Source organism: Pseudomonas sp. NFACC41-3 (assembly GCF_900109505.1).
Taxonomy (GTDB): domain Bacteria; phylum Pseudomonadota; class Gammaproteobacteria; order Pseudomonadales; family Pseudomonadaceae; genus Aquipseudomonas; species Aquipseudomonas chlororaphis.
The window spans coordinates 680,553-705,970 of record NZ_FOAE01000004.1; the positions used below are offsets into that span (position 1 = coordinate 680,553).

Below are 25,418 nucleotides of genomic sequence, written 5' to 3' on the forward strand. Positions count from 1 at the left end.
CCGCGCCTATTACTCGAACCAATGGGCTCGGGCGGCCATGATCAACTTGCCGGCACGATCATCGTCAATGCCGTCGATGTCGAGCAGGTCGTCAATAGACTGCTCGGCCAGGTCTTCGCGGGTAATTACGCCGCGCACCGCCAGTTCCATCGCCAAATCCTTGTCCATACCCTCAAGCGAGAGCAGGTCTTCGGCCGGATGGGCGTCTGCCAGCTTTTCCTCAGTAGCGATGGCTTTAGTCAACAAGCGATCCTTGGCACGAGCGCGAAGCTCGTTGACGATGTCTTCGTCAAAGCCGTCGATGTTGAGCATTTCTTCCAACGGTACGTAGGCAATCTCTTCCAGGCTGGTGAAGCCTTCATCAACCAGCACCTGTGCCAGCTCTTCGTCGACTTCCAGCTCGTCGATGAAGTTGCGCAGGATGTCGCCGGTTTCAGCTTGCTGCTTAGCCTGGATGTCCGATTCGGTCATCACGTTCAGGGTCCAGCCAGTCAACTGGCTGGCCAGACGCACGTTCTGACCACCGCGACCGATGGCCTGAGCCAGATTGTCTGCGCCAACGGCGATGTCCATGGCATGGGCATCTTCGTCGACGATAATTGCCGCGACTTCAGCCGGCGACATGGCGTTGATCACGAACTGCGCCGGGTTGTCGTCCCACAGGACGATATCCACACGCTCACCGCCCAACTCACCGGAAACGGCCTGGACGCGCGAACCGCGCATGCCAATGCACGCACCCTGAGGGTCAATGCGCTTGTCTTTGGAACGGACCGCAATCTTGGCGCGCGAACCCGGATCACGGGAGGCAGCCATGACTTCGATCAGGCCTTCGGCGATTTCCGGCACTTCGATACGGAACAGCTCGATCAGCATTTCCGGCGCGGTGCGCGACAGGATCAGCTGTGGGCCGCGGTTCTCGGTGCGGATTTCCTTGAGCAGCGCACGAAGACGCACGCCAACACGGAAAGTCTCGCGGGAAATGATGTCTTCGCGGGCCAACAGCGCTTCAGCGTTGTTACCCAGGTCGACGATCACATTGTCGCGGGTCACTTTTTTCACGGTGCCGGAGATGATTTCACCCAAGCGCTCGCGGTAAGCGTCAACGACTTGAGCACGCTCGGCTTCGCGGACTTTCTGCACGATGACCTGTTTGGCGGTCTGCGCAGCAATGCGGCCGAATTCGATCGACTCGATCTTTTCCTCGACGACATCACCGACTTTCGCGCCCGGATGGGTTTCCTGGACCTTGCTCGGCCAGGTTTCCACAGCCGGATCGTCCAGATCGGCTTCCTCGACTACCGTCCAGCGACGGAAAGTCTCGTAAGCACCGGTGTGGCGATTGATTTCCACACGCAGATCGACTTCGTCCTCGAAACGCTTTTTGGTAGCAGTGGCCAGAGCCAGCTCCAGCGCTTCAAAAATTACGCTTGCCGGTACACCCTTTTCATTGGATACCGACTCAACAACCAGCAGTACTTCTTTGCTCATCGTACGCCTCGCCTTTCGCAAGCCATTGGATCCGCGGGATCCGCGTCTCAGTCAAAACTGGGAATTATGTGGGCCTTGTCGATCATGTCGATCGGCAACAGGAACTCGTGGTCTTCCACCTGCACCACGACGTCCTGCTCCTCCACCCCGCGGAGAAGGCCCTGAAAATTACGCCGGCCTTCAAAAGGCGAGCGCAGCTTGATCTTCACTTGTTCACCGACATACTTGGCAAACTGTTCAAGGGTGAACAGCGGGCGTTCCATGCCAGGAGAGGAAACTTCAAGGGTGTATTCAACGGAGATCGGATCTTCGACATCCAGAACGCCGCTGATCTGACGGCTGACGATGGCGCAGTCGTCCACCAGCACACCGCCTTCTTTATCGATATAAACGCGCAACAGTGAGTGGCGACCTTGAGCCGAAAACTCGATACCCCAGCATTCATAGCCAAGGGCCACGACCACCGGGGCCAACAAGGCCTGCAACTGTTCTAGCTTGCTCGACACCTGAACCCCCTCGTGCATGCTTGTGCAAATAAAAAATGGGCGAAGCGCCCATCCCGGAAACGCCGTTGAATAGCGGCGTTATAAAGTGTCCAGCTAACAAAAAGCCCCTAAAAAGGGGCTCCGCTAAAACTGGTTGCGGGGGCCGGATTTGAACCGACGACCTTCGGGTTATGAGCCCGACGAGCTACCAGACTGCTCCACCCCGCGACAAAGCTGGGGCGGAAGTATACGACCGATCCCTTTTTGGGTCAATGTAACCTTCCACCTACAAGAAAGCCCGCAACAGCGGGCTCTCCTGATAATTGGTACCGAGAAGGGGACTCGAACCCCTACACCCTATGGGCACAACCACCTCAAGGTTGCGTGTCTACCAATTCCACCACCTCGGCATAGACTACGTTACTGCGTGAAACTCTTCTTACTTCTGCTCTTGAGCTGGAGGTACGTCAGTCGCATTGGTTGCCGACTTTTGCTCTTGGAGCACCGGGACATCATCAGAAGCCGGTTTTTGCTTTGGCGCTTCAAGCACCGCTGGATCTGGTAAACCTACTTGAGTCAGCTCATGAGCTTTCTCTTTAGCAAAGTAACCTAACCCTAAGCTGGTTATGAAAAAACCTGCGGCAAGTATAGCAGTAAACTTACTAAGAAAGGTAGAGGAACCTTGGCTTCCGAACACAGTATTTGAAGCACCTGCTCCGAAAGACGCGCCAGCGTCCGCACCTTTACCCTGCTGCAGCAATACCAGAGCTACTACGCCCAGCGCACCCAGCAGATGAAAAACGACTACGACTGTTTCCAGCATTTTTTCAGTTTCCCGCGGCGCGACAAATCGCACCGAACTCATCTGCATTCAGGGAAGCTCCACCAATGAGCCCCCCATCGATATCCGGCATGCCGAACAGTTCGACCGCATTGGCCGCCTTCACGCTGCCGCCGTATAGAAGCCGCACACCTCGTGCCACTTCAGAATTCTCTGCCGCCAACTGCGCCCGGATGGCTGCGTGCACATCCTGGGCCTGTTGCGGCGAAGCAGTCAGCCCGGTACCAATGGCCCAGACCGGCTCGTAAGCAATAACGGCATTGGCAAACGCACCAACACCCAACTCTTCGATAATGCTGCCCAGCTGACGCCCGACAACTTCAAGAGTCTTCCCGGCCTCGCGCTGCTCGAGGGTTTCCCCTACACACAAGACCGGCTTCAAACCACAAGCCTGTGCTGCTGCGAATTTGCGATTCAGCGTACCGTCACGCTCACCCATCATCAGGCGACGCTCGGAATGCCCGACCAACACCAGGGAACAACCTGCATCCACCAGCTGACTCGGAGCTATCTCTCCTGTCAGCGCACCTTGCATGGGCTCCACCGCAGAGTTCTGCGCGCCGACCGAAATCGACTTGCCTTTCAAGCCATCAATCACTTGATTGATATACAAGCAAGGCGGGAACACCGCGACATCAACACCGCTAGGCAAGGCCAGATGACGCAGGCCATTGATCAGCTCAGCGACGCTGGCGCGGGTACCGTGCATTTTCCAGTTACCAGCTACCATAGGGCGACGCATGCTGTACCTCGTCGGTCAAAGTGGGCGCAGATGTTACCCAACCGCATCAACACTGGCAAGCCGAAATCAGGCAGAAACTTCCGCAACCAGTTTTGCCAGTTCGTCAGCATAGCCACGGACCTGAGCTTCATCATCGCCCTCGACCATGACGCGAACCAAAGGCTCGGTGCCCGACTTGCGCAGCAACACCCGCCCACGCCCAGCCATCGCGGTAGTGACGCGTGCGCAGGCCTCTTTCACAGCCGGATGCTCGACAGGATTAGCACCACCGCCAAAACGGACATTGACCAGAATCTGCGGACATTTGCGCAGCGCCTGACGCGACTGTGCCAAGCGTTCATCACGCCGTTTCAGTGCCATCAGCACCTGCAGGGCGGCAATGATCGCATCACCCGTAGTGGTGTGCTGGAAGCACACGATATGGCCGGAGTTTTCACCGCCTACCAGCCATTGGCGCTCAAGCAGCTCGGCAATGACATAACGGTCACCGACATTGGCGCGCACGAATGGAATACCCAGATCAGCCAAGGCCAGCTCGAGACCCAGATTGCTCATCAAGGTACCGACCACACCGCCCTGCAGTTTGTTACGCGCGTGCAGGTCCCGAGCAATGATGAACAGAAGTTCGTCGCCGTCGACGATGGCGCCTGTATGGTCGACCATCAACACCCGGTCGCCATCACCATCGAAGGCAATACCCAGATCGGCGTGCTCGGCCAATACCGCAGCCTGTAACTGCCCCATGTGGGTCGAGCCGCAATTGTCGTTGATGTTCAGACCGTTAGGCTGTGCGGAGAGCACCACCACTTCAGCGCCCAACTCACGAAAAACACTTGGTGCGACCTTGTAGGTCGCACCGTGGGCACAATCGACAACAATCTTCAGACCCGCAAAGCTGGTACCGGAAGGAACGCTGCTCTTACAGAATTCAATATAACGGCCCGAGGCGTCATTGATGCGCGATACCTTACCCAGCTTGCTGGACTCCACCACAGCCATCGGCGTGTCCAACAACTCTTCGATCATCAACTCGACCTCATCCGGGAGCTTGGTGCCTTCCCCCGAGAAGAACTTGATGCCGTTGTCATCGTGAGGGTTATGCGACGCGCTGATCACGATCCCCGCCTCTGCATGGAAAGTGCGGGTCAGGTAGGCGATGGCAGGAGTAGGCATCGGGCCCAGCAGCATTACATCCGCACCGGCAGCGGACAGGCCCGCCTCAAGCGCAGACTCGAACATGTAACCGGAAATGCGCGTGTCTTTGCCCACCAATACACGACAGGCGCCCATACTGCGGAAGGCCATTCCTGCAGCCCAACCAAGTCTGAGCATGAAATCAGGGGTAATAGGGTATACACCCACACGACCGCGAATGCCGTCAGTGCCAAAGTATTTCTTGCTCATAAGTGCTCCATCATTCTTATTCGGCTGATTCCACAGCTGTAATCATCCGCACGACATCCACCGTCTCGGCCACATCATGGACCCGCAGGATCTTTGCCCCTTTGGACATTGCCAGAGCGGCAAGAGCCAGCCCGCCATACAGGCGCTCACCAACGGGGCGACTCAATGCCTGACCTATCATGCTCTTTCGTGAAACCCCGACCAGCAGAGGTCGACCAAGGGCATGCAGGGCATCCATATGCTTGAACAGGCTCAAGTTGTGCTGCAGGGTCTTTGCGAAGCCAAAACCCGGATCCAGAATGATCCGTTCCGACCCGATACCCACTGCAGCACACTGAGCCATACGGTCAGCCAGGAATACCCCCACTTCCTTGGTTACATCCCGATACTGCGGATTGTCTTGCATATCGCCAGGCTCACCGAGCATATGCATAAGACAGACCGGTAAACCTGTGGCCGCTGCAGCATCCAGCGCGCCATCCCGCCGCAACGAGCGGACATCATTGATCAATCCCGCGCCCAGGCGCGCAGTTTCGCGCATGACCGCAGGCGTGGATGTATCGACCGAAATAATGACATCCAGTTCACGATGGATGCGTTCGACGATAGGTGCTACCCGCTCAAGCTCTTCAAGCGGCGATACCGCCCGCGCACCAGGACGAGTGGACTCGCCCCCCACATCGATGAGCGTCGCGCCCGCCAGCACCATACCTTCGGCATGGCGCAAGGCAGCATCAAGCTGACTGAAACGGCCACCATCAGAGAAGGAGTCGGGAGTTACATTAAGAATGCCCATGACATGCGTATGGGCCAAATCAAGAACCCGGTTGCCGCAAGGCAACCGGGTCGAGGACGACATAGAAGTCATTTCAAACCTTAGTGGTCAGCAGCCGGGCCGCCGATCGGTGTCTCTGGACGTTCGTTCTGCACCACCGGAGGTGTGGTACCCGAGCCGCCCTCCCAATCGCGAGGCTCGCGAGGGGTACGACCAGCCATGATGTCGTCGATCTGCTCGGCATCGATGGTTTCATACTTCATCAAGGCATCGGCCATCGCATCCAGCTTGTCGCGGTTATCCGTGAGGATCTGCTTGGCGGTGCCATAGCACTGGTCGATGATGCTACGAACTTCGGAGTCAATCAGCTTGGCGGTTTCCGCAGACAGGCTTGCATGCTGGCTGCCAGCACTGCGCCCCAGAAAGACCTCGCCCTCTTCTTCGGCGTACATCAACGGACCCAGTTTTTCGGAAAGCCCCCACTTGGTCACCATGTTCCGCGCAATCTGACTGGCGCGCATGATGTCGTTGGAAGCTCCGGTAGTTACACCGTCAAAGCCCAACGTCATTTCTTCCGCGATACGACCGCCGTACAGCGAGCAGATCTGACTGATCAGCGCACGCTTGGACAAGCTATAGCGATCCTCTTCCGGCAGGAACATGGTTACACCCAGAGCCCGACCACGCGGGATGATCGAAACCTTGTAGACCGGATCATGTTCAGGCACTACGCGACCGACAATGGCGTGACCCGCTTCGTGATAAGCCGTGTTCTGCTTTTCCTTCTCGGACATGACCATGGATTTGCGCTCCGCGCCCATCATGATCTTGTCTTTTGCCAGCTCGAACTCTTTCATCTCGACAATGCGCTTGCCGCTACGGGCAGCGAAGAGTGACGCCTCGTTCACCAAGTTGGCCAAGTCGGCACCAGAGAAGCCGGGCGTACCGCGGGCAATCACTGCCGGAGCGACATCTTCCCCCATAGGCACTTTACGCATGTGAACTTTCAAAATCTGCTCACGGCCACGGATATCTGGCAGACCGACCACGACCTGGCGATCGAAACGACCTGGACGCAGCAGCGCCGGGTCCAGCACATCAGGACGGTTGGTGGCGGCAATAACAATGATGCCGTCGTTCATTTCAAAGCCATCCATCTCTACCAGCAGCTGGTTGAGAGTCTGCTCGCGCTCATCATGACCACCCCCCATGCCGGCACCACGATGGCGACCAACGGCATCGATCTCGTCGATGAAGATGATGCACGGGGCATGTTTCTTGGCCTGTTCGAACATATCGCGGACGCGGCTGGCACCCACACCAACGAACATTTCGACGAAGTCGGAACCGGAGATAGTGAAGAATGGAACCTTGGCTTCACCAGCAATAGCCTTGGCCAACAAGGTCTTACCGGTACCAGGAGGGCCAACCATCAGCACGCCGCGAGGAATACGACCGCCCAGGCGCTGGAATTTGCCCGGATCACGGAGAAACTCAACCAGTTCACCCACTTCTTCCTTGGCCTCGTCGCAACCCGCGACATCCGCCAATGTGGTTTTCACTTGATCTTCGGACAACAGGCGCGCCTTGCTCTTGCCAAAGCTCATCGGCCCGCCCTTGCCACCAGCACCACCCTGCATCTGCCGCATGAAGAACATGAAGACGGCGATGATCACCAGGATCGGGAAGCTGGCGACCAGCAGTTGGGTCCAGATGCTTTGCTGCTCAGGCTGCTTGCCTTCGACGACCACGTGGTTATCCACCAGGTCACCGATCAGGCCGTTGTCCTGAATCGCAGGACGAATGGTCTTGAAGCTATCGCCATCGTTGCGCTTGCCGGTAATCACATAACCATCAACGGCTACGCGCTCGACCTTGCCATCCTTAACTTGCTGGATAAAGTCGGAATAGTTGAGGGTCTGCGGCTCGTTAGGGCTGGAGAAGTTGTTCATCACCGTCACCAGGACAGCCGCGATGATCAACCACAGGATCAGATTCTTTGCCATATCGTTCAATTAACTACCCTCTGAAGCAAGCTCCGCTGCTGGCGCGCGCTTCGCATGATATTCACCGACCTAACTTACTACATTACCTACAGCTCTGGCAGGCGCTGTCTGTAACCCTTTGTGAAACCCAGATTACACAATATTCGCTTAAGCCCCCCGGGCGAAATACGAAAAAACTATCAACCCGGTCAAAAACAACCTTTACTCGATACGCCCGCGAAAGCCACGTCCCAGCAGATACTGCTCGCGAGAACGATCACGGGAAGAACTCGGTTTGCGCATCACCACCTTGTCGAACATCTTGCGAACGTTCTTGTGGTATTCGTCGAAACCTTCTCCCTGGAAAATCTTTATCAGGAAGTCGCCACCGGGACGCAGAACCCGCCCCGCCAAATCAAGTGCCAACTCGCACAGAAACATCGCCCGCGGCATATCTACGGCAGGCGTACCACTCATATTGGGGGCCATATCGGAAATCACAAGGTCCACCTGGGAATTTCCGACTGCCTCGAGGATTTGAGCCAACACTGCATCTTCGGTGAAGTCGCCCTGAATGAAGGTGACATCAGGGATGCTATCCATTTCCAGAATGTCGGAAGCGATCAGTCGCCCCTGCCCGCCGATCAGACGACTGGTCACCTGCGACCAGCCCCCTGGTGCCGCGCCCAGATCGATAACACTCATTCCAGGACGGATCAGGCGATCCTTTTCCTGGATTTCCAGCAGCTTGTAGCTGGCACGCGAACGGTACCCATCTTTTTGCGCCATTTTGACGAATGGGTCGTTGAAGTGCTCTTTCAGCCAGTTATGGCTTGTCTTGGAACGGGCCACGGGCCACCTCAAAAAATAAAACGGGTCGTGATTAACTGGGCGGTCCCGGACGCGCTCGGGTAAACTGGCCGCCGCTTTTTACAAGATCAGACGCAGGGGTCAGATTATGCCGCTCACTCAAGAGCAGAAGAAACAGTACAAATCCATTGGCCACCATCTGAAACCAGTATTGACTGTGGCTGACAACGGTTTGACCGAAGGTGTGTTGGCCGAACTTGAACGCGCCTTGAGCGATCATGAGCTGATCAAGATCAAGCTCAACATCCTCGAACGCGAGTCCCGCCTGGAAGCCATTGCAGAACTGTGCAAGGCCGGCAAAGCGGATCTGGTGCAGGTCATCGGCAAAATGGCGTTGATTTATCGCAAGAACGCCAAGGTAAACAAGCAACTGTCCAACGTCCATCGCTTCCACTGACGTCGACAGGGGTCAAGGGCGTGCTTCGCGCGCCCTGCCACTCCACCCAGGCACCGGCTGCAAGACCAGCACCAGACCGGAAAAAGCCAAGACAAGATAGCTGAACAACTGCCAGCGCTCGACATCCGACAGCCCGAAGCGCACCACGAAATACATCGTGCACGCACATAACGCCACCAACAACAGCTGCCCTCGCATATCCCGCCACAGGCTCGCCAGCCCTTCAGCACGTACCAATACCAGCATCTGAAGAACGATGCATACCGCTGAAAAACCAACCAGCAGCGCACTCAGCACATTACCGATCTCTTCGATCAGCAGCGGCGCCAGGCCAATCTGGCCCAGCACCGGCAACAAGCCGACATGCAACAACCACACACCACCGACCCACAACATCTGAGTCAGTTGCCAAAGCATGGCGCCTGCATTCAGCAGGCGCCCTCGTTCAGATGTGGCGGACTTCGACAATCTCGTACTCGATCACGCCGCTAGGCGTTTTAACGGCAACCACATCACCCTCTTCCTTGGCGATCAAGGCACGGGCAATGGGCGAGCCTACAGAGATCTTTCCGAGCTTGATGTCAGCCTCATCCTCACCAACGATCTGGTAAGTGACGCTCTCATCGGTTTCAACGTTGGCGATTTCGACGGTAGTGCCGAAAATCACCTTGCCTGTATGAGGAATGCTCGTCACATCGATGACAACCGAGTTTTGCAGGCGGCCTTCAATATCCCGGATGCGCGCTTCAACCATTCCCTGCTCCTCGCGGGCAGCATGGTATTCCGCGTTTTCCTTGAGATCACCGAGTTCTCGGGCCTCACCGATGGCCTGGCTCAAGCGTGGCCGCTCGACCTTGCTGAGGAACGTCAACTCTTCTTCCAGGGCCTTGGAGCCCTGGACGGTCATTGGGTATTTATTCATGCCTTCAATCCTGCATGTAGATCCTGCAAGCGGCGCACGGTCTTTTCCGGACCGAACTTGAGCGCTTCACAGATGGCCTCGCCCGCAGCAATGGTGGTGGTGCAGTAGATCTTGTGCTGCAAGGCGTTACGACGAATGGAATAAGAGTCAGCGATCGACTGACGACCTTCGGTGGTGTTGATGATCAGCGTGACTTCGTCATTCTTGATCATGTCGACCACGTGCGGACGACCTTCAGTCACCTTGTTCACGCGGCGCACCTTCAGGCCTGCCGCCTCAATCAGCTTGGCAGTACCGGCAGTGGCGACCACTTCGAAGCCCAAGTTGATCAGATCACGAGCCACGCCCGCAACCAGCGGCTTGTCGTCGTCACGTACGCTGATGAATGCGGTACCACCAGTCGGCAGCACTTCGCTAGCGCCCATCTGGGCCTTGGCGAAGGCTTCGCCGAAGGTGTCACCAACACCCATCACTTCGCCGGTCGACTTCATCTCTGGGCCGAGGATCGGGTCGACACCCGGGAATTTGGCGAACGGGAACACCGCTTCCTTGACACTGTAGAAGTTAGGAATGATTTCCTTGGTGAAGCCCAGCTCTTTCAGGGTCTTACCCGCCATGACGCGCGCGGCGATCATCGCCAGGGAGACACCGATGCACTTGGAAACGAACGGCACGGTACGGGAAGCACGCGGGTTCACTTCGATGACATAGATCTGCTCGCCCTGCAGGGCCAGCTGCACGTTCATCAGGCCGACCACGCCCAGCTCCAGGGCCATCTTCTTGACCTGTTCGCGCATCTCGTCCTGGATGTGCGCAGGCAACGAGTACGGCGGCAGCGAGCAAGCGGAGTCACCGGAGTGCACGCCAGCCTGTTCGATGTGCTGCATGATCGCGCCGATCACCACATCCTTGCCGTCGCAGACCGCGTCCACGTCCATCTCGATGGCGCAGTTGAGGAAGTGGTCCAGCAGCACCGGGCTGTCGTTGGACACTTGCACCGCTTCACGCAGGTAGCGCTTGAGTTCTTCTTCTTCGTAAACGATTTCCATCGCCCGGCCGCCCAGTACATAAGACGGACGCACCACCAGCGGGTAGCCGATCTTGGCCGCGGCACGAATCGCTTCGTCTTCGCTGCGCACGGTGGCGTTTGGCGGCTGACGCAGGTTCAGGCGCTCGACCATCTGCTGGAAGCGTTCGCGGTCTTCGGCACGGTCGATGGCGTCAGGGCTGGTACCGATGATCGGCACGCCGGCGGCTTCCAGGGCACGCGCCAGCTTCAGCGGGGTCTGGCCGCCGTACTGGACGATCACGCCTTTTGGCTTCTCGACGCGGACGATTTCCAGTACGTCTTCCAGGGTCACTGGCTCGAAGTACAGGCGATCGGAGGTGTCGTAGTCAGTGGAAACGGTTTCGGGGTTGCAGTTGACCATGATGGTTTCGTAACCATCGTCACGCAGCGCCAATGCGGCGTGCACGCAGCAGTAGTCGAACTCGATACCCTGGCCGATACGGTTCGGACCGCCACCCAGGATCATGATCTTGTCGCGACCCGAAGGTGCAGCCTCGCACTCCTCCTCGTAGGTCGAGTACAGGTAGGCGGTATCGGTGGCGAACTCGGCCGCGCAGGTGTCGACGCGCTTGTAGACCGGGAACACTTCCAGCTTATGACGGTGGGTACGCAGGTTCTTCTCGGTCACGCCCAGCAGCTTGGCCAGACGCTGGTCGGAGAAGCCTTTGCGCTTGAGGCGGAACATCAGGTCGCGGTCGATGGCCGACAGCCCCAGTGTCTTGACCTTCTCTTCTTCCTTGATCAGGTCTTCGATCTGCACCAGGAACCAAGGATCGATCATGTTCATGCCGAAGATCTGCTCGACGGTCATGCCGGCACGGAAGGCATCAGCCACGTACCAGATACGCTCGGCGCCCGGCACGGTCAGCTCGCGCTTGAGCACGTTCATGCTTTCCGGGTTGCTCAGGTCGAGCTTCGGATCCAGACCGCAGACACCCACTTCCAGGCCACGCAGCGCTTTCTGCAGGGATTCCTGGAAGGTCCGGCCGATGGCCATCACTTCACCCACCGACTTCATCTGAGTGGTCAGGCGGGCATCGGCCTTGGCGAATTTCTCGAAGGCGAAGCGTGGCAGCTTGGTCACGACGTAGTCGATGGACGGCTCGAAGGACGCCGGGGTCTTGCCCCCGGTGATGTCGTTCGACAGCTCATCCAGGGTGTAACCCACGGCCAGCTTGGCGGCGACCTTGGCAATCGGGAAGCCGGTGGCTTTCGAAGCCAGGGCCGAAGAACGGGATACCCGCGGGTTCATCTCGATCACCACCATACGGCCAGTGTTCGGGCAGATGCCGAACTGGACGTTGGAGCCACCGGTTTCCACGCCGATCTCACGCAGTACCGCCAGGGAGGCGTTGCGCAGGATCTGGTATTCCTTGTCGGTCAGGGTTTGCGCAGGAGCCACGGTGATCGAGTCACCGGTGTGCACGCCCATCGGGTCGAAGTTTTCGATCGAGCAAACGATGATGCAGTTGTCCTTCTTATCGCGGACCACCTCCATCTCGTATTCTTTCCAGCCGATCAGCGATTCGTCGATCAGCAGTTCCTTGGTCGGCGACAGGTCCAGGCCACGGGCGCAGATTTCTTCGAACTCTTCACGGTTGTAGGCGATACCGCCACCGGTGCCGCCCATGGTGAAGGACGGGCGGATGATGCACGGGAAGCCCAGCTTCTCGAGGACCGCATTGGCCTCGTCCATGCTGTGGGCGATACCGGAGCGCGGGCACTCCAGGCCGATCGCCTTCATCGCGGTGTCGAAGCGCGAGCGGTCTTCGGCCTTGTCGATGGTGTCGGCATTGGCGCCGATCATTTCCACGCCGAACTTCTCCAGAACGCCTTCACGCTCCAGGTCCAGGGCGCAGTTCAACGCAGTCTGGCCACCCATGGTCGGCAGCAGAGCGTCCGGACGCTCTTTCTCGATGATCTTGGCAACGGTCTGCCACTTGATCGGCTCGATGTAGGTGGCGTCGGCCATGGCCGGGTCGGTCATGATGGTCGCCGGGTTGGAGTTCACCAGGATGACCCGGTAACCCTCTTCGCGCAGGGCCTTGCAGGCCTGGGCGCCGGAGTAGTCGAATTCGCAAGCCTGGCCGATCACGATCGGGCCAGCGCCGAGAATCAGGATGCTTTTAATGTCTGTACGTTTTGGCATGGGTTGTCACTCAAATCCGCAGGTCAGTCGGCAAGCCGTCTTGATCAAATCTCTGAAGCGCTGAAGGGGCCACCGATGCCGGGGCCACCTTCAGGGGCGAGCACTCAGCGTCGCTTGGCCATCTCGTTGATGAAACGATCGAACAGCGGCGCTACATCGTTCGGGCCCGGGCTGGCTTCAGGGTGGCCCTGGAAGCTGAATGCGCTCTTGTCGGTACGCTCGATGCCTTGCAGGGTGCCGTCGAACAGCGATTTGTGGATCGCCCGCACGTTGCCTGGCAGGGTGGCTTCGTCCACCGCAAAACCGTGGTTCTGGCTGGTGATCATCACTACACCGCTGTCCAGGTCCTGGACCGGGTGGTTGGCACCATGGTGGCCGTGGCCCATCTTCACCGTCTTGGCGCCGGAGGCCAGTGCCAGCAGTTGGTGGCCCAGGCAGATACCGAAGACCGGGATCTCGGTTTCCAGCACGTCCTTGATCGCCTGGATGGCGTAATCGCAAGGCTCGGGGTCGCCAGGGCCGTTGGACAGGAACACACCGTCAGGCTTGAGTGCCAGGACGTCGCTGGCCGGAGTTTGCGCAGGCACTACGGTCACGCGGCAACCGCGCTCGACCAGCATGCGCAGGATGTTCAGCTTGACGCCGTAGTCGTAGGCGACCACGTGGTATGGCAGCTCGGAAGCCTCGATGGTCGGATGACTGTCGGTCTTCAGGCTCCAGACGCTGGAGCGCCACTCGTAGGTTTTCTTGGTGCTGACGACCTTCGCCAGATCCATGCCTTTCAGGCCAGGGAAGCCGCGCGCTGCGGCAATCGCCGCTTCGTCGGAAATGTTGTCGCCGGCCATGATGCAGCCGTTCTGCGCGCCTTTCTCGCGCAGGATGCGCGTCAGGCGACGGGTGTCGATACCGGCGATCGCCACAACGTTGTTGGCTTTCAGGTAATCGGACAGGGACAGGGTGTTACGCCAGTTGCTCGCAACCAGTGGCAGGTCGCGAATCACCAGACCGGCCGACCAGACACGATCGGACTCGGCGTCTTCCGGCGTGGTGCCGGTATTGCCGATATGCGGGTAAGTCAGGGTAACGATCTGTTGGGCGTAGGAAGGATCGGTAAGGATTTCCTGATAGCCGGTCATTGCGGTGTTAAACACCACCTCACCAACGGTTTGACCGTCGGCTCCAATGGCTTCGCCGCGAAAAATGCTGCCATCAGCAAGGGCGAGTATGGCTGGCTTAGTCAAGAAGACCTCCCGTAAATAAAGCCTGAAAGGGCGATCGCAGGTTGTAAAAAAGCGGAGTGACGTATGGACACGTCACCCCGCTTCTTCACCGAATTATTCTGCGCGCTTTTAGTGGACACACTAAAGCTGTAGCTTACAGAAAAAGGCTTTTTTGGTCCACCGCTAAAGAGCCTTAAAGGCAGAGGAATGCGACAGAACATCGCTTAGCGGGTTAAAACAGGGCTCAAGCGCGAAGCCTAGCCCTGTTTTGGATGCATCTCAACGCAGATCCAGCACATCCTGCATGTCATAAAGACCCGCCGGACGACCGTCCAGCCACAACGCAGCACGTACCGCACCCTTGGCGAAAGTCATGCGACTGGAAGCCTTGTGGGTAATCTCCAGACGCTCGCCCTCAGCAGCGAACAACACCGTGTGATCGCCCACCACATCACCACCCCGGACCGTGGCGAAACCAATGGTCTCACGCTCACGAGCACCGGTATGGCCTTCACGGCCATACACCGCGACCTTCTGCAGATCACGCCCCAGCGCATCGGCAATCACCTCGCCCATGCGCAAGGCCGTCCCCGAAGGCGCGTCGATCTTGTGCCGGTGATGCGCCTCGATGATTTCGATGTCCGCATCATCGCCCAACACACGGGCGGCCATGTCGAGCAGCTTCAGCGACAGATTGACGCCAACGCTGAAGTTGGCGGCGAACACGATCGGAATATCCTTGCCGGCCTCGGCCAGCACCTGCTTTTCCTTGGCGCCCAGCCCCGTGGTACCGATCACCACGGCCTTGCCCGCCTTGCGACAGAATGCCAGGTTCTTCAGCATCACTTCCGGCAGCGTGAAATCGATCAACACATCGAATTCGTCAGCGACCTTTTCCAGGCTGTCGGACATTGGCACACCAATGCGCCCCAGCGATGCCAGCTCGCCAGCATCGGCACCAACCAACGAACTGCCAGGCCGCACGATCGCCGCGGTAAGCCCGGAGAGCGGCGAGCGCTGTTGCACGGCCTCCACCAGGTTCTTACCCATGCGCCCTGCGGCGCCCATCACAGCTATACGTCGCATGCTTCGCTCCTTACAGGTCGCCGAAGAAGCGCTTCACGCCTTCGAACCAGCCAGTGGTTTTCGGCGAGTGGGTATTGTCGTCCGCCAGGGAACCACGCAACTCTTCGAGCAATTCACGCTGACGACGACTCAAGTTCACCGGCGTTTCCACCGCAACCCGGCACATCAAGTCGCCAGCACCGCCGCCGCGCACCGGAGCCACACCCTTGCCACGCACACGGAACTGCTTGCCGGTCTGGGTGCCCTCAGGAATCTTCAGTTTGACCCGGCCATCCAGCGTCGGGATTTCCAGTTCGCCGCCCAGCGCCGCATCAACGAAGCTGATAGGCACTTCACAGAACAGGTGCTTGCCGTCGCGCTGGAAGATCGCGTGCTCACGCACATTGATCACCACATACAGGTCGCCCGTAGGGCCGCCCTGGGTACCCGCCTCCCCTTCGCCAGACAGACGAATGCGGTCGCCGGTATCGACACCCGCCGGCACTTTCACCGACAGCGTCTTGTACTCTTCGACGCGGCCTTCGCCGTGGCAGGAGTCGCACGGGTCGGAAATGATCTTGCCCTGGCCATGGCAACGCGGGCAGGTCTGCTGCACCGAGAAGAAGCCCTGCTGCATGCGCACCTGGCCAATACCGCCACAGGTCGGACAGGTAACAGGCGAGGAGCCTTTCTTGGCGCCCGAGCCGTCGCAAGGCTTGCAGTTGACCAGCGTCGGAACACGGATATTCACGGTGGTGCCGCGCACCGCCTCTTCCAGGTTCAGCTCCAGGGTGTAGCGCAAGTCGCTGCCACGCTGAGCCCCGCCACGGGAGCCGCCACGACCACCGCCAAAGAAATCACTGAAGACATCGCCAAAGATGTCGGAGAAGTTCTGGCCACCGAAGCCGGCACCACCACCGCCCATGCTCGGATCGACACCAGCATGACCGTACTGGTCATAAGCCGCGCGCTTGCTCGAGTCAGACAATACTTCGTAGGCCTCGTTGGCCTCCTTGAACATATCTTCCGACGCTTTGTCGCCGGGATTACGGTCCGGGTGGTGCTTCATCGCCAGGCGGCGGTAAGCCTTTTTCAGGTCGGCTTCGCTCGAGCCTCGCTCCACACCCAATACTTCGTAATAGTCACGCTTTGCCATAAGTCTTCACACTCTTGAGGACGTTCGACAATGCTCTCCTGAGCCTCGCCAAACTCGTTGAGCCCCAATACAGGCCCGGACCCAACTCACGTCAATTCAACGATCCTGGTCTTGGATAGACGACCAACAGACTGGCCGACAACTGCGGCAATCCCGAACGGAAAGCAGGAGCATTTCCGACCGTACCGCCAGTGCGCGAAAAGAGTCGCACACCGTAAAAAATTCGCTTGCTCCAGACACGCCAACGCGGGAGCAAGCTCCCGCGCGGCGACATCCTACCAGTCACCGCACAAAGGCAGTCAACCGGCCGACCAACAAGCAGTCTTACTTGTGGTCTTTTACTTCTTCGAACTCGGCGTCGACGACGTCATCAGCTTTCTCGGCCGACTCGGCCTGCGAAGCTGCGCCTTCTGCCGGCTGAGCCTGCTCGGCGTACATCTTCTGAGCGACCGGAGCCGACACTTTCGACAGCTCTTCGACCTTGGCGTCGATGGCAGCCTTGTCGTCGCCTTTGATAGCGGCTTCAAGGGCAACCACGGCAGCTTCGATCGCAGCCTTCTCTTCAGCAGTCACTTTGTCGCCCGCATCAGCGATCATCTTGCGAGTCGAGTGAACCAGGGCATCGCCTTGGTTGCGCGCACTGGCCAGCTCTTCGAACTTGCGGTCTTCTTCGGCGTTGACTTCAGCATCACGAACCATCTGCTGAATTTCTTCCTCGGACAGACCGGAGTTGGCCTTGATCACGATCGACTGGGTCTTGCCGGTCGCCTTGTCTTTCGCACCTACGTGCAGGATGCCGTTGGCGTCGATGTCGAAGGTCACTTCGATTTGCGGCACGCCACGCGGAGCTGGTGGAATCTCGGCCAGGTCGAACTTGCCCAGGGATTTGTTCTGCGCGGCTTGCTTACGCTCGCCCTGCAGCACATGAATGGTCACTGCGCCCTGGTTGTCGTCGGCAGTCGAGAACACTTGCGATTTCTTGGTAGGAATCGTGGTGTTTTTCTCGATCAGCGCGGTCATCACGCCGCCCATGGTTTCGATACCCAGGGTCAGCGGGCTGACGTCCAGCAGCAATACGTCTTTCACGTCACCAGCCAGTACCGCGCCCTGAATGGCAGCGCCCATGGCAACAGCTTCGTCCGGGTTCACGTCCTTGCGTGCTTCTTTACCGAAGAAATCGGTCACCAGCTTCTGCACCAGCGGCATGCGGGTCTGACCGCCGACCAGGATCACGTCGTCGATCTTGCTCACGTCGATACCGGCGTCCTTCATGGCGATGCGGCAAGGCTCGATGGTGCGCTGAACCAGGTCTTCAACCAGCGATTCCAGCTTGGCGCGGGAGATCTTCACGTTCAGGTGCTTAGGACCGGTGGCGTCTGCGGTGATGTACGGCAGGTTGACGTCGGTCTGTTGGCTCGAGGACAGCTCGATCTTGGCTTTTTCAGCGGCTTCTTTCAGGCGCTGCATGGCCAGCGGGTCACCCTTGAGGTTCATGCCGCTTTCTTTCTTGAACTCGTCCACGAGGTAGTCGATCAGACGAATGTCGAAGTCTTCACCACCGAGGAAGGTGTCACCGTTGGTTGCCAGTACTTCGAACTGGTGCTCGCCATCGACTTCAGCGATTTCGATCACGGATACGTCGAAGGTACCGCCACCCAGGTCATAAACGATCACGGTGTGATCGCCCTTGGCCTTGTCCATGCCGTAAGCCAGAGCGGCCGCGGTCGGTTCGTTGATGATACGTTTTACGTCCAGGCCCGCGATGCGGCCGGCGTCTTTGGTCGCCTGGCGCTGGCTGTCGTTGAAGTAGGCCGGAACGGTGATCACCGCTTCGGTCACAGCCTCGCCGAGATAGTCTTCGGCGGTCTTCTTCATTTTCTTGAGGATTTCAGCCGAGATCTGTGGCGGAGCCATTTTCTGGCCGTTCACTTCAACCCAGGCGTCGTTGTTGTCAGCCTTGACGATCTTGTAAGGGACCATCTGGATGTCTTTCTGTACGACTTCTTCGTCGAAACGGCGACCAATCAGACGCTTCACCGCGTACAGGGTGTTGTGCGGGTTGGTCACGGCCTGACGCTTGGCCGACTGGCCAACCAGGATTTCGCCATCGTTGGCGTAAGCGATGATGGACGGCGTGGTACGCGCGCCTTCAGCGTTTTCGATAACTTTTACGTTGCCGTTTTCAAGAATGGAGACGCAGGAGTTGGTAGTCCCCAGGTCGATACCGATAATTTTGCCCATGTTAACTCTCCCGAAACTTTAGATTTTGTTGCCGCAGCAGTGGTGGCCGACTGCGGTAGCACTTAAACGCTTGACCTATAAATGGGGGCCCTGCGCGCGATTTCAAGCCTTCTCGTCAATCGAAGGCGAAACCGGTGCGGGTGCCTTGCTGACCACGACCATGGCCGGGCGCAGCAGGCGACCGTTGAGCTGATAGCCCTTCTGGAACACCTTGAGAACGCTGTTCGGCTCGACGTCGGCACTTTCCTGCATGGCCATCGCCTGGTGCTGTTCAGCGTTGAACGGTTCGCCATGCGGATCGATCACTTCCAACTGATAACGCTTCAGGGTGTCCTGGAACATCTTCAGGGTCAGTTCGATACCTTCACGCATCGGGCGAATGCTTTCGTCGTCCGGGCTGGACAACTCAAGACCGCGCTCGAGACTGTCGATCACCGGCAGCAGGTCGCCAGCAAAACGCTCGAGGGCGAATTTGTGAGCTTTTTCTACATCCTGCTCGGCACGGCGGCGGACGTTCTGCAGATCGGCCGCAACACGCAATGCCTGATCCTGAGCGCCAGCCAACTGCTCTTCGAGCACTTGCACACGAGCCGCCAGATCTTCGCCCGAAGTCTCGGGGGCCTGATTGGCGTCGAGATTTTGCGTATCCAGCGTCTGTTCGTCAGCCATAAAATTCTCCTTTCAATATCGTCCGCGAGCTCAACTCACGCTTCTGCCCCGATATATGGGGTCGCATTTTCCAGGTTCAAGGGCCGTGCCCTCGGCAAAAATCATTGGACGCCCCCAAACGCCGGTCGCTAACTATTCCCCCACACGATAAAAAAATCCGCCAAGCAAGCGAATCGAGCTAAGGGCAGGCATTGTCAGCCGAAAACAAAACACTGTATAAATAACCAGACCTAAAGCTTGGGAGCGGCCTTTATGCTGGTGCACCTGTCCGTACACAACTACGCCATCGTTGAACATCTCGATCTGGAACTGGATCGCGGGATGAGCGTCATCACGGGTGAAACCGGCGCCGGCAAATCGATCATGCTCGACGCCCTGGGGCTGACCCTGGGTGATCGCGCCGACAGTGGCGTAGTACGCCCAGGTGCCGACAAGGCCGACATTCTCGCCACCTTCGACCTGGAAGACATTCCCGAGGCCCGCACCTGGCTCGCCGAACGCGACCTGGACAACGACAGCCCATGCATCCTGCGCCGGGTCATCACCGCCGAAGGCCGTTCCCGCGGCTACATCAATGGCTCCCCGTGCCCGCTAGGCGACCTCAAGGCCCTCGGCGAACTGCTGATCGACATCCACAGCCAGCATGAACACCAGTCGCTGCTGAAAACCGATACCCACCGCCGCCTGCTCGACGAATACGCCGGTGCCACCGACCTGGCTCGCCAGGTATCGCTGGCAGCCCAGCGCTGGCGCCAGACCCGCCAGGAACTGGAGCGCCTGTCCAACTCCGGGGACGAGCAGCGGGCGCGCCACCAGCTCCTCAGCTATCAGCTGGAGGAACTGGAGAACCTGGCCCTGGGCGAAAGCGAACTCGAGCAACTGGAACTCGAACACAAGAACCTGACCAATGCCGAAAGCCTGCTGGGCATCTGCCGGCAGGTCGTCGAGCATTGCAGCGAAAGTGATTCGGGCAACGTCCTCAGCGCCCTGACAGCGAGCCTCAATCGCCTGTCGAGCATCGGCAACACCTCCGGCGCCCTGGCGGAAGCCACCAACCTGCTGGCCAGCGCGCAAATCCAGGTCGAAGAAGCCGTCGGCGAACTGAATCGCTTCGTCGACCATTTCGATGCGGACCCGGCGCGCCTGCAACAACTGGAGGAGCGGTTGGACGCCATCTATACCCTGGCCCGCAAACACCGGATCCAGCCCACCGAGGTGGCAGCCATGCAGCAGAAACTGCTGGAGGAAATCGAAACTCTGGATGCCAATGACGAATCCATTGAGCGCCTGGGCGATGAGCTGAAATCCTTTGCCCGGCACTATCACGAAAAAGCCAGGGAGTTGAGCGAGCTGCGCCAGCAGGCCGCAACCAGCCTGGCCAGCGCCGTCGAACAGGAAATCCAGCGCCTGGGCATGCCTGGCGGCCGCTTCACCATCGAACTGCACGCCAACAGCGGCGATGAACTGCAGCCCAACGGCCTCGAGCAGGTCGAGCTGTTGGTCAGCGCCAACCCCGGCCAGCCGCTCAAGGCCCTGGCCAAAGTGGCATCCGGGGGCGAACTGTCGCGGATCAGCCTGGCAATCCAGGTGATTACCGCACAGACCTCTCGTGTCCCGACCCTGGTATTCGACGAAGTGGACGTCGGCATCGGCGGCCCGACCGCGGAGATCGTCGGCCAACTGCTACGTCGCCTCGGCGAGCGCGGCCAGGTATTGACGGTCACCCACTTGCCGCAGGTGGCAGCCCAGGGCCATCAACATCTTTTTGTGCACAAGGTGCGCGGCAGCGATGCGACTCACACCGCGGTTTCCAAACTGGGCAAGACCGAGCGAATCGAAGAGGTAGCGCGGATGCTGGGCGGCATCGACCTGACCAAGGAGTCGCTGGCCCACGCGAAGAAAATGGTGGTTACCGCCAAGGCTTGAGTCCCTGCCACTTTAATAAAGAGCGGAAAGCACGAAGGCGACCCTTGGGTCGCCTTCGATCGTTTCGCGGACTATGTCCGCGCGACATGCTTATTTCTTCGTGCGTACGTACAGCACCAAGTTGTGATCCACCAACTCGAAGCCATGCTTCTCGACAATCGCCTTCTGAAGCTTCTCGATTTCTTCGTCGAAGAATTCGATCACCTCACCGGAATCCACGTTGACCATGTGGTCGTGGTGACCGCCGTCAGCCAGTTCGAATACAGCATGACCGCCATCAAAGTTGTGGCGTACCACAAGGCCTGCTGCTTCAAACTGGGTCAGAACACGGTAAACCGTGGCCAGACCGACATCCTCGCCAGCTTCCATCAGCGCCTTGTAAACATCCTCGGCACTCATGTGTCGCTGCTCGGCGGAATCGAGCATTTGTAGAATTTTGACCCGTGGCAGAGTCACTTTAAGGCCGGCTTTACGTAGTTCGCTATTTTCAACCATGGTCAGCTTTCTCGCGGATGCTGCTTCGCAGCTCCTCTTAATGCGGGTATGATCGGGGTTTACGTTGTCCCAGCCAAGATAGTGGAAGTCGCCCACCGATGCAAAACACCAAGCTCTTGCTAACCAGTTTCACCTTCGTGGGACTGCTCGCACTCGCCGGTTGTTCATTCCCCGGGGTTTACAAAATCGACATCCAGCAGGGCAATGTCGTCACGCAGGACATGATAGACCAGTTACGCCCGGGAATGACCCGCCGGCAAGTACGGTTTATCATGGGCAACCCTCTGTTGACCGACACGTTCCACGCCGATCGCTGGGATTATCTGTATAGCCTGCAACCCGGTGGCGGTGAACGCCAGCAGGAGCGCGTCAGCGTTATCTTCAACGGTAACGACCAACTGGTCAGCCTTTCCGGTGACTTCATGCCTGGCGTAAGCCGCGACGAAGCCATTCTGGGCAAGGACAGTGGCACCACCGTGACCGCCCCTACTGAAAACGCCGAACAGCCAAAACCGGAAAAACCGGCCAAGCCTGGCTCTCTGCTCGATCAGATCCAGAAGGACGTCGACAACGTCGAGACCGTTCCGGTGCCAACGCCAGAACCTCTGGACACCTCGCCGCAATAATTTGTGGCGGAATAAAAAAGCCCGGCGAGTCCGGGCTTTTTGTTGCCTGTCGATTTGCTCAGGACTCCGAAGTACGAGCCCGGGCCTGCGCCGCCTTTGCCGCGCGCAGACGTCGGACCTCTTTAGGGTCAGCCAGCAGCGGGCGGTAGATTTCGATGCGATCGCCCGCCCGAACCGGCTGCTTCCCTGGGTCCGCAACCGCTTTGCCAAAGATCCCCAGCGGACAACTGTCCAGATCCAATTCTGGAAATTGCGCGCCTATCCCACAGCCTTTCACTGCCGCACGAACAGTGGTCCCCGTTGGCACCGCAACACTGAGCAATACCTGCCGGTCGACCGCGGCATACACCACCTCGACTTCGATCATTGGCTCAAGCATGCAACTGCTTGGCCCGCTGACAAAACGCATCGACCAGGGTGTTGGCCGCCTGGTTAAACAAAGGCCCCAAGGTCGCGCGAACCAGTGGACCGGCGTAGTCGAACGACAAATCCAGGCTGATCTTGCAGGCCTTCTCACCCAGCGGCTTGAAAATCCACACGCCGTGCAACTGGTTGAACGGCCCTTCTTCCAGGTTCATCTCGATCGACTGGCCCGGCACCAGGGCATTGCGCGTCACGAAATGCTGGCTGAGCCCGCCCTTGGCAACGGCCAGGCTGGCGCGCATCTGCACCTCGCTGCTCTCCAGCACCTCGGCCGACGAGCACCAGGGTAAAAACTCCGGGTAGCGCGCCACGTCGTTGACCAGGTCGTACAAAAACTGCGCCGGATAAGGCAACAGGGCCGAGCGTTGAATATGTGTCGTCATGTCAGCGTCATTTCCACAACTGGGCGGCAAACACTATAAGAATGCCGATGGGCGCCACATAGCGCATCAAAAACAGGGTCAGGGCAAAAAGCAGCGGGCTGCGAATCGACAGCTCATCACGAACCGCCTCGCGCCCCATCACCCAACCCGCGAACACCACAAAGCAGAGGCCACCCAAGGGCAACATGATCCGCGAGGTGAAGAAATCGATCACCCCAAAGAAATCCAGACCACCCGCCGCCCCCCATTGGTAGAGGTGGAAAGCCCCGCCTTCGTTCACGAAAAACTTGGCCTGCTGCCAGATATTGAAGGAGAACACCGTTCCCAATCCGACGAACCAGCAGGTAAACGCCAGCCAGAATGTCACCCAGCCACGGCGGATTCGAGTCCGCTCCACCAGGTAAGCCACCATCGGCTCCAGCAGCGAGATCGCCGAACTCCAGGCGGCAATGGCCACCAGGACAAAAAACACCACGCCCATCAGCTGGCCGAACGCCACATTACCAAAGGCAAAAGGCAAACTGACAAACATCAGCCCTGGACCTTCACTCGGGTTCAACCCCGCGGCAAACACAATCGGGAACAGCGCCAGCCCCGCCAGCAGCGAAACGAAGGTATCCAGCAGCGCCACGCCGACAATAGTGCCGGAAATGGACGAATGCTTCGGCATGTAAGCGCCGTAGATCATGATGGAACCGACACCGACGCTCAGGGAAAAGAATGCATGTCCCATGGCCGGCAACAGGCCGTCGAGCAGCTTGTCGGTGCTGAAGTCGAACATGAAATGCACGCCTTCCATGAAATGCCCGGTGGTCAGGCTATAACCCAGCAGGATCAGCAGCATCACGAACAACAGCGGCATCATGATCCGCAGGCTGCGCTCAAGCCCGGCCACCACGCCCTTGGCGATGACCACTGCCGACAACAGCATGAACAGCGTGTGCCACAGCGTCAGCCGCCAAGGGTCGGCAATCACCGTGCCGAAATAGGCGCCGACCTGATCCGCCGTCACGCCCTGGAAATCACCACGCCCCATATCGATGATGTAGTCCAGCGACCAACCACCAACGACGCTGTAGAAGGAAAGAATCAACAAGGCCGTGATCATCCCGGCGAACGCGCCCCAGGACCACTTGGCCGAATGCCCCGCCTCCAGGGCCAGCGCCTTCAAGGCATTGGCCGGGCTTTGCCGGGCGCGACGGCCGATCAGGGTTTCCGCCAGCATCACCGGCACACCGATCAGCGCGATGCAGGCGAGAAATACCAGGACAAAGGCGCCGCCACCGTAGACGCCGACCATATATGGGAATTTCCAGATACTTCCCAGGCCCACGGCAGAACCAGTCGCAGCGAGTATGAAAACCCAGCGACTGGCCCAGCCGCCGTGGACAGAAACCTTGTCCGTCGACATCAAAAACGCGCCCAACCGAGAAAAAAGAGGGCGCATTGTCCGGGATTCACTCAACCTGCTCAAGCACGCAGCTTCACCGTAGCCGACACGCGTGCAACTGCCTATAATGCCGCCCCTATGGCTAAACAGAAGAAACACCCAACAGGGACCATCGCGCAAAATAAAAAGGCGCGTCACGATTACTTCATCGAACATCGGTTCGAGGCTGGCATGGTCCTGGCCGGCTGGGAAGTAAAGAGTCTGCGTGCGGGCAAGGCACAACTGGTCGACAGTTACGTGCTGCTCAAGGACGGCGAAGCCTGGCTGCTGGGCAGCCACTTCACGCCACTGACCACCGCCAGCACCCATGTGATCGCCGACCCCGTGCGCTCGCGCAAACTGCTGCTCAACAAGCGCGAGCTGGAGAAGCTGTTCGCGGCCGTGCAGCAGAAAGGCTATGCCTGCGTGTGCCTGTCGCTCTACTGGAGCAAGCACATGGTCAAGTGCGAGATTGCACTCGGCAAGGGCAAGAAGGAATACGACAAGCGTCATACCGAACGCGAGCGCGACTCCGATCGTGAGCTGCATCGCGCGGTGCGCAACAAGGGCAAGGAAGAGTAACGCTCTTCTGCCTTGATGCCATGATCGCGAGCCAGCTCGCTCCTACCAGGAGCGAGCTGGCTCGCGATTAATC

24 protein-coding genes and 2 tRNA genes are annotated in these 25,418 nt (G+C 58.6%); 4 read left to right on the forward strand and 22 right to left on the reverse strand.

Features of this window, described 5'->3' with window-relative positions:
• Positions 1–9 precede the first annotated feature (9 nt).
• From nusA to rlmE, 10 genes are all read right to left on the reverse strand, one after another.
• A complete protein-coding gene (gene nusA / locus BMY68_RS21240) occupies positions 10–1,491 on the reverse strand; it encodes a transcription termination factor NusA (RefSeq protein ID WP_007920878.1) in 1,482 nt (493 codons plus the stop codon).
• Between the two features lie 47 nt (positions 1,492–1,538).
• Complete coding sequence (gene rimP / locus BMY68_RS21245; protein WP_007920877.1) at positions 1,539–1,997, reverse strand: ribosome maturation factor RimP; 459 nt, start codon at positions 1,995–1,997, stop codon at positions 1,539–1,541.
• Positions 1,998–2,127: 130 nt separating this feature from the next.
• A tRNA-Met gene (locus tag BMY68_RS21250) sits at positions 2,128–2,204 on the reverse strand.
• A gap of 96 nt (positions 2,205–2,300) precedes the next feature.
• Positions 2,301–2,386 (reverse strand) — tRNA-Leu (locus BMY68_RS21255).
• 29 nt (positions 2,387–2,415) lie between these two features.
• The gene (gene secG / locus BMY68_RS21260) at positions 2,416–2,799 is read right to left on the reverse strand and encodes a preprotein translocase subunit SecG (RefSeq protein ID WP_009042126.1); all 384 of its coding nucleotides are present in this window, start codon (positions 2,797–2,799) and stop codon (positions 2,416–2,418) included.
• A gap of 4 nt (positions 2,800–2,803) precedes the next feature.
• Positions 2,804–3,559, reverse strand: a complete 756-nt coding sequence (gene tpiA, locus BMY68_RS21265) for a triose-phosphate isomerase (protein WP_007920876.1) — start codon at positions 3,557–3,559, stop codon at positions 2,804–2,806.
• 66 nt (positions 3,560–3,625) lie between these two features.
• Positions 3,626–4,963 carry a phosphoglucosamine mutase gene (gene glmM, locus BMY68_RS21270; RefSeq protein WP_085529806.1) on the reverse strand — a complete coding sequence of 446 codons (1,338 nt, stop codon included), beginning with the start codon at positions 4,961–4,963 and terminating at the stop codon, positions 3,626–3,628.
• 16 nt (positions 4,964–4,979) lie between these two features.
• Positions 4,980–5,831, reverse strand: coding sequence for a dihydropteroate synthase (folP, locus tag BMY68_RS21275; protein ID WP_085529805.1), 852 nt, complete (start codon positions 5,829–5,831; stop codon positions 4,980–4,982).
• Between the two features lie 8 nt (positions 5,832–5,839).
• On the reverse strand, positions 5,840–7,744 hold the full coding sequence (ftsH, locus tag BMY68_RS21280; protein WP_009046930.1) for an ATP-dependent zinc metalloprotease FtsH: 1,905 nt from the start codon (positions 7,742–7,744) through the stop codon (positions 5,840–5,842).
• Positions 7,745–7,945: 201 nt separating this feature from the next.
• Positions 7,946–8,575, reverse strand: a complete 630-nt coding sequence (gene rlmE / locus BMY68_RS21285) for a 23S rRNA (uridine(2552)-2'-O)-methyltransferase RlmE (protein WP_007920869.1) — start codon at positions 8,573–8,575, stop codon at positions 7,946–7,948.
• Positions 8,576–8,681: 106 nt separating this feature from the next.
• On the opposite strand from rlmE, the gene BMY68_RS21290 reads away from it, so the two are divergent.
• Positions 8,682–8,990 carry a YhbY family RNA-binding protein gene (locus tag BMY68_RS21290; protein ID WP_007920867.1) on the forward strand — a complete coding sequence of 103 codons (309 nt, stop codon included), beginning with the start codon at positions 8,682–8,684 and terminating at the stop codon, positions 8,988–8,990.
• A gap of 12 nt (positions 8,991–9,002) precedes the next feature.
• Here the strand turns inward: BMY68_RS21290 and BMY68_RS21295 are convergent, their stop codons facing one another.
• From BMY68_RS21295 to grpE, 8 genes are all read right to left on the reverse strand, one after another.
• On the reverse strand, positions 9,003–9,407 hold the full coding sequence (locus BMY68_RS21295) for a hypothetical protein (RefSeq protein WP_062823700.1): 405 nt from the start codon (positions 9,405–9,407) through the stop codon (positions 9,003–9,005).
• A gap of 28 nt (positions 9,408–9,435) precedes the next feature.
• Positions 9,436–9,912 (reverse strand): transcription elongation factor GreA, encoded by a 477-nt coding sequence (gene greA, locus BMY68_RS21300; protein ID WP_009042122.1) that lies wholly within the window; start codon positions 9,910–9,912, stop codon positions 9,436–9,438.
• On the reverse strand, positions 9,909–13,130 hold the full coding sequence (carB, locus tag BMY68_RS21305) for a carbamoyl-phosphate synthase large subunit (RefSeq protein ID WP_007920860.1): 3,222 nt from the start codon (positions 13,128–13,130) through the stop codon (positions 9,909–9,911). The genes greA and carB overlap by 4 nt, the downstream gene beginning before the upstream one ends.
• Before the next feature lie 104 nt (positions 13,131–13,234).
• Complete coding sequence (gene carA / locus BMY68_RS21310; RefSeq protein ID WP_085529804.1) at positions 13,235–14,371, reverse strand: glutamine-hydrolyzing carbamoyl-phosphate synthase small subunit; 1,137 nt, start codon at positions 14,369–14,371, stop codon at positions 13,235–13,237.
• 258 nt (positions 14,372–14,629) lie between these two features.
• On the reverse strand, positions 14,630–15,436 hold the full coding sequence (gene dapB, locus BMY68_RS21315; protein ID WP_085529803.1) for a 4-hydroxy-tetrahydrodipicolinate reductase: 807 nt from the start codon (positions 15,434–15,436) through the stop codon (positions 14,630–14,632).
• 10 nt (positions 15,437–15,446) lie between these two features.
• Entirely contained in the window at positions 15,447–16,571 is a 1,125-nt protein-coding gene (gene dnaJ, locus BMY68_RS21320) for a molecular chaperone DnaJ (RefSeq protein ID WP_009042118.1), read from the reverse strand.
• Between the two features lie 324 nt (positions 16,572–16,895).
• Complete coding sequence (dnaK, locus tag BMY68_RS21325; protein WP_009042117.1) at positions 16,896–18,812, reverse strand: molecular chaperone DnaK; 1,917 nt, start codon at positions 18,810–18,812, stop codon at positions 16,896–16,898.
• 102 nt (positions 18,813–18,914) lie between these two features.
• A complete protein-coding gene (grpE, locus tag BMY68_RS21330) occupies positions 18,915–19,481 on the reverse strand; it encodes a nucleotide exchange factor GrpE (RefSeq protein WP_085529802.1) in 567 nt (188 codons plus the stop codon).
• A gap of 252 nt (positions 19,482–19,733) precedes the next feature.
• On the opposite strand from grpE, the gene recN reads away from it, so the two are divergent.
• Positions 19,734–21,407: a DNA repair protein RecN gene (gene recN, locus BMY68_RS21335; protein ID WP_062823704.1), complete on the forward strand. Its 1,674-nt coding sequence runs from the start codon at positions 19,734–19,736 to the stop codon at positions 21,405–21,407.
• A gap of 90 nt (positions 21,408–21,497) precedes the next feature.
• Here the strand turns inward: recN and fur are convergent, their stop codons facing one another.
• Positions 21,498–21,902, reverse strand: coding sequence for a ferric iron uptake transcriptional regulator (gene fur / locus BMY68_RS21340; protein ID WP_007920840.1), 405 nt, complete (start codon positions 21,900–21,902; stop codon positions 21,498–21,500).
• Between the two features lie 98 nt (positions 21,903–22,000).
• Between fur and BMY68_RS21345 the strand changes: the two genes are divergently transcribed.
• Positions 22,001–22,528: an outer membrane protein assembly factor BamE gene (locus BMY68_RS21345; RefSeq protein WP_007920839.1), complete on the forward strand. Its 528-nt coding sequence runs from the start codon at positions 22,001–22,003 to the stop codon at positions 22,526–22,528.
• Positions 22,529–22,586: 58 nt separating this feature from the next.
• On the opposite strand, the gene BMY68_RS21350 is transcribed toward BMY68_RS21345, so the two are convergent.
• From BMY68_RS21350 to BMY68_RS21360, 3 genes are read right to left on the reverse strand one after another with little or no spacing between them, the layout of a single operon-like run.
• Positions 22,587–22,907, reverse strand: a complete 321-nt coding sequence (locus tag BMY68_RS21350; protein ID WP_175534858.1) for an RnfH family protein — start codon at positions 22,905–22,907, stop codon at positions 22,587–22,589.
• Positions 22,900–23,334, reverse strand: coding sequence for a type II toxin-antitoxin system RatA family toxin (locus tag BMY68_RS21355; protein ID WP_085529800.1), 435 nt, complete (start codon positions 23,332–23,334; stop codon positions 22,900–22,902). Before BMY68_RS21355 ends, BMY68_RS21350 begins: the two co-directional genes overlap by 8 nt.
• A 7-nt stretch (positions 23,335–23,341) precedes the next feature.
• A complete protein-coding gene (locus BMY68_RS21360; protein WP_053259600.1) occupies positions 23,342–24,745 on the reverse strand; it encodes a sodium-dependent transporter in 1,404 nt (467 codons plus the stop codon).
• A 117-nt stretch (positions 24,746–24,862) separates the two neighbouring features.
• Here BMY68_RS21360 and smpB point away from each other — a divergent pair, with 117 nt between their 5' ends.
• On the forward strand, positions 24,863–25,345 hold the full coding sequence (gene smpB / locus BMY68_RS21365) for an SsrA-binding protein SmpB (RefSeq protein WP_009042112.1): 483 nt from the start codon (positions 24,863–24,865) through the stop codon (positions 25,343–25,345).
• The last annotated feature ends 73 nt before the right edge of the window (positions 25,346–25,418 follow it).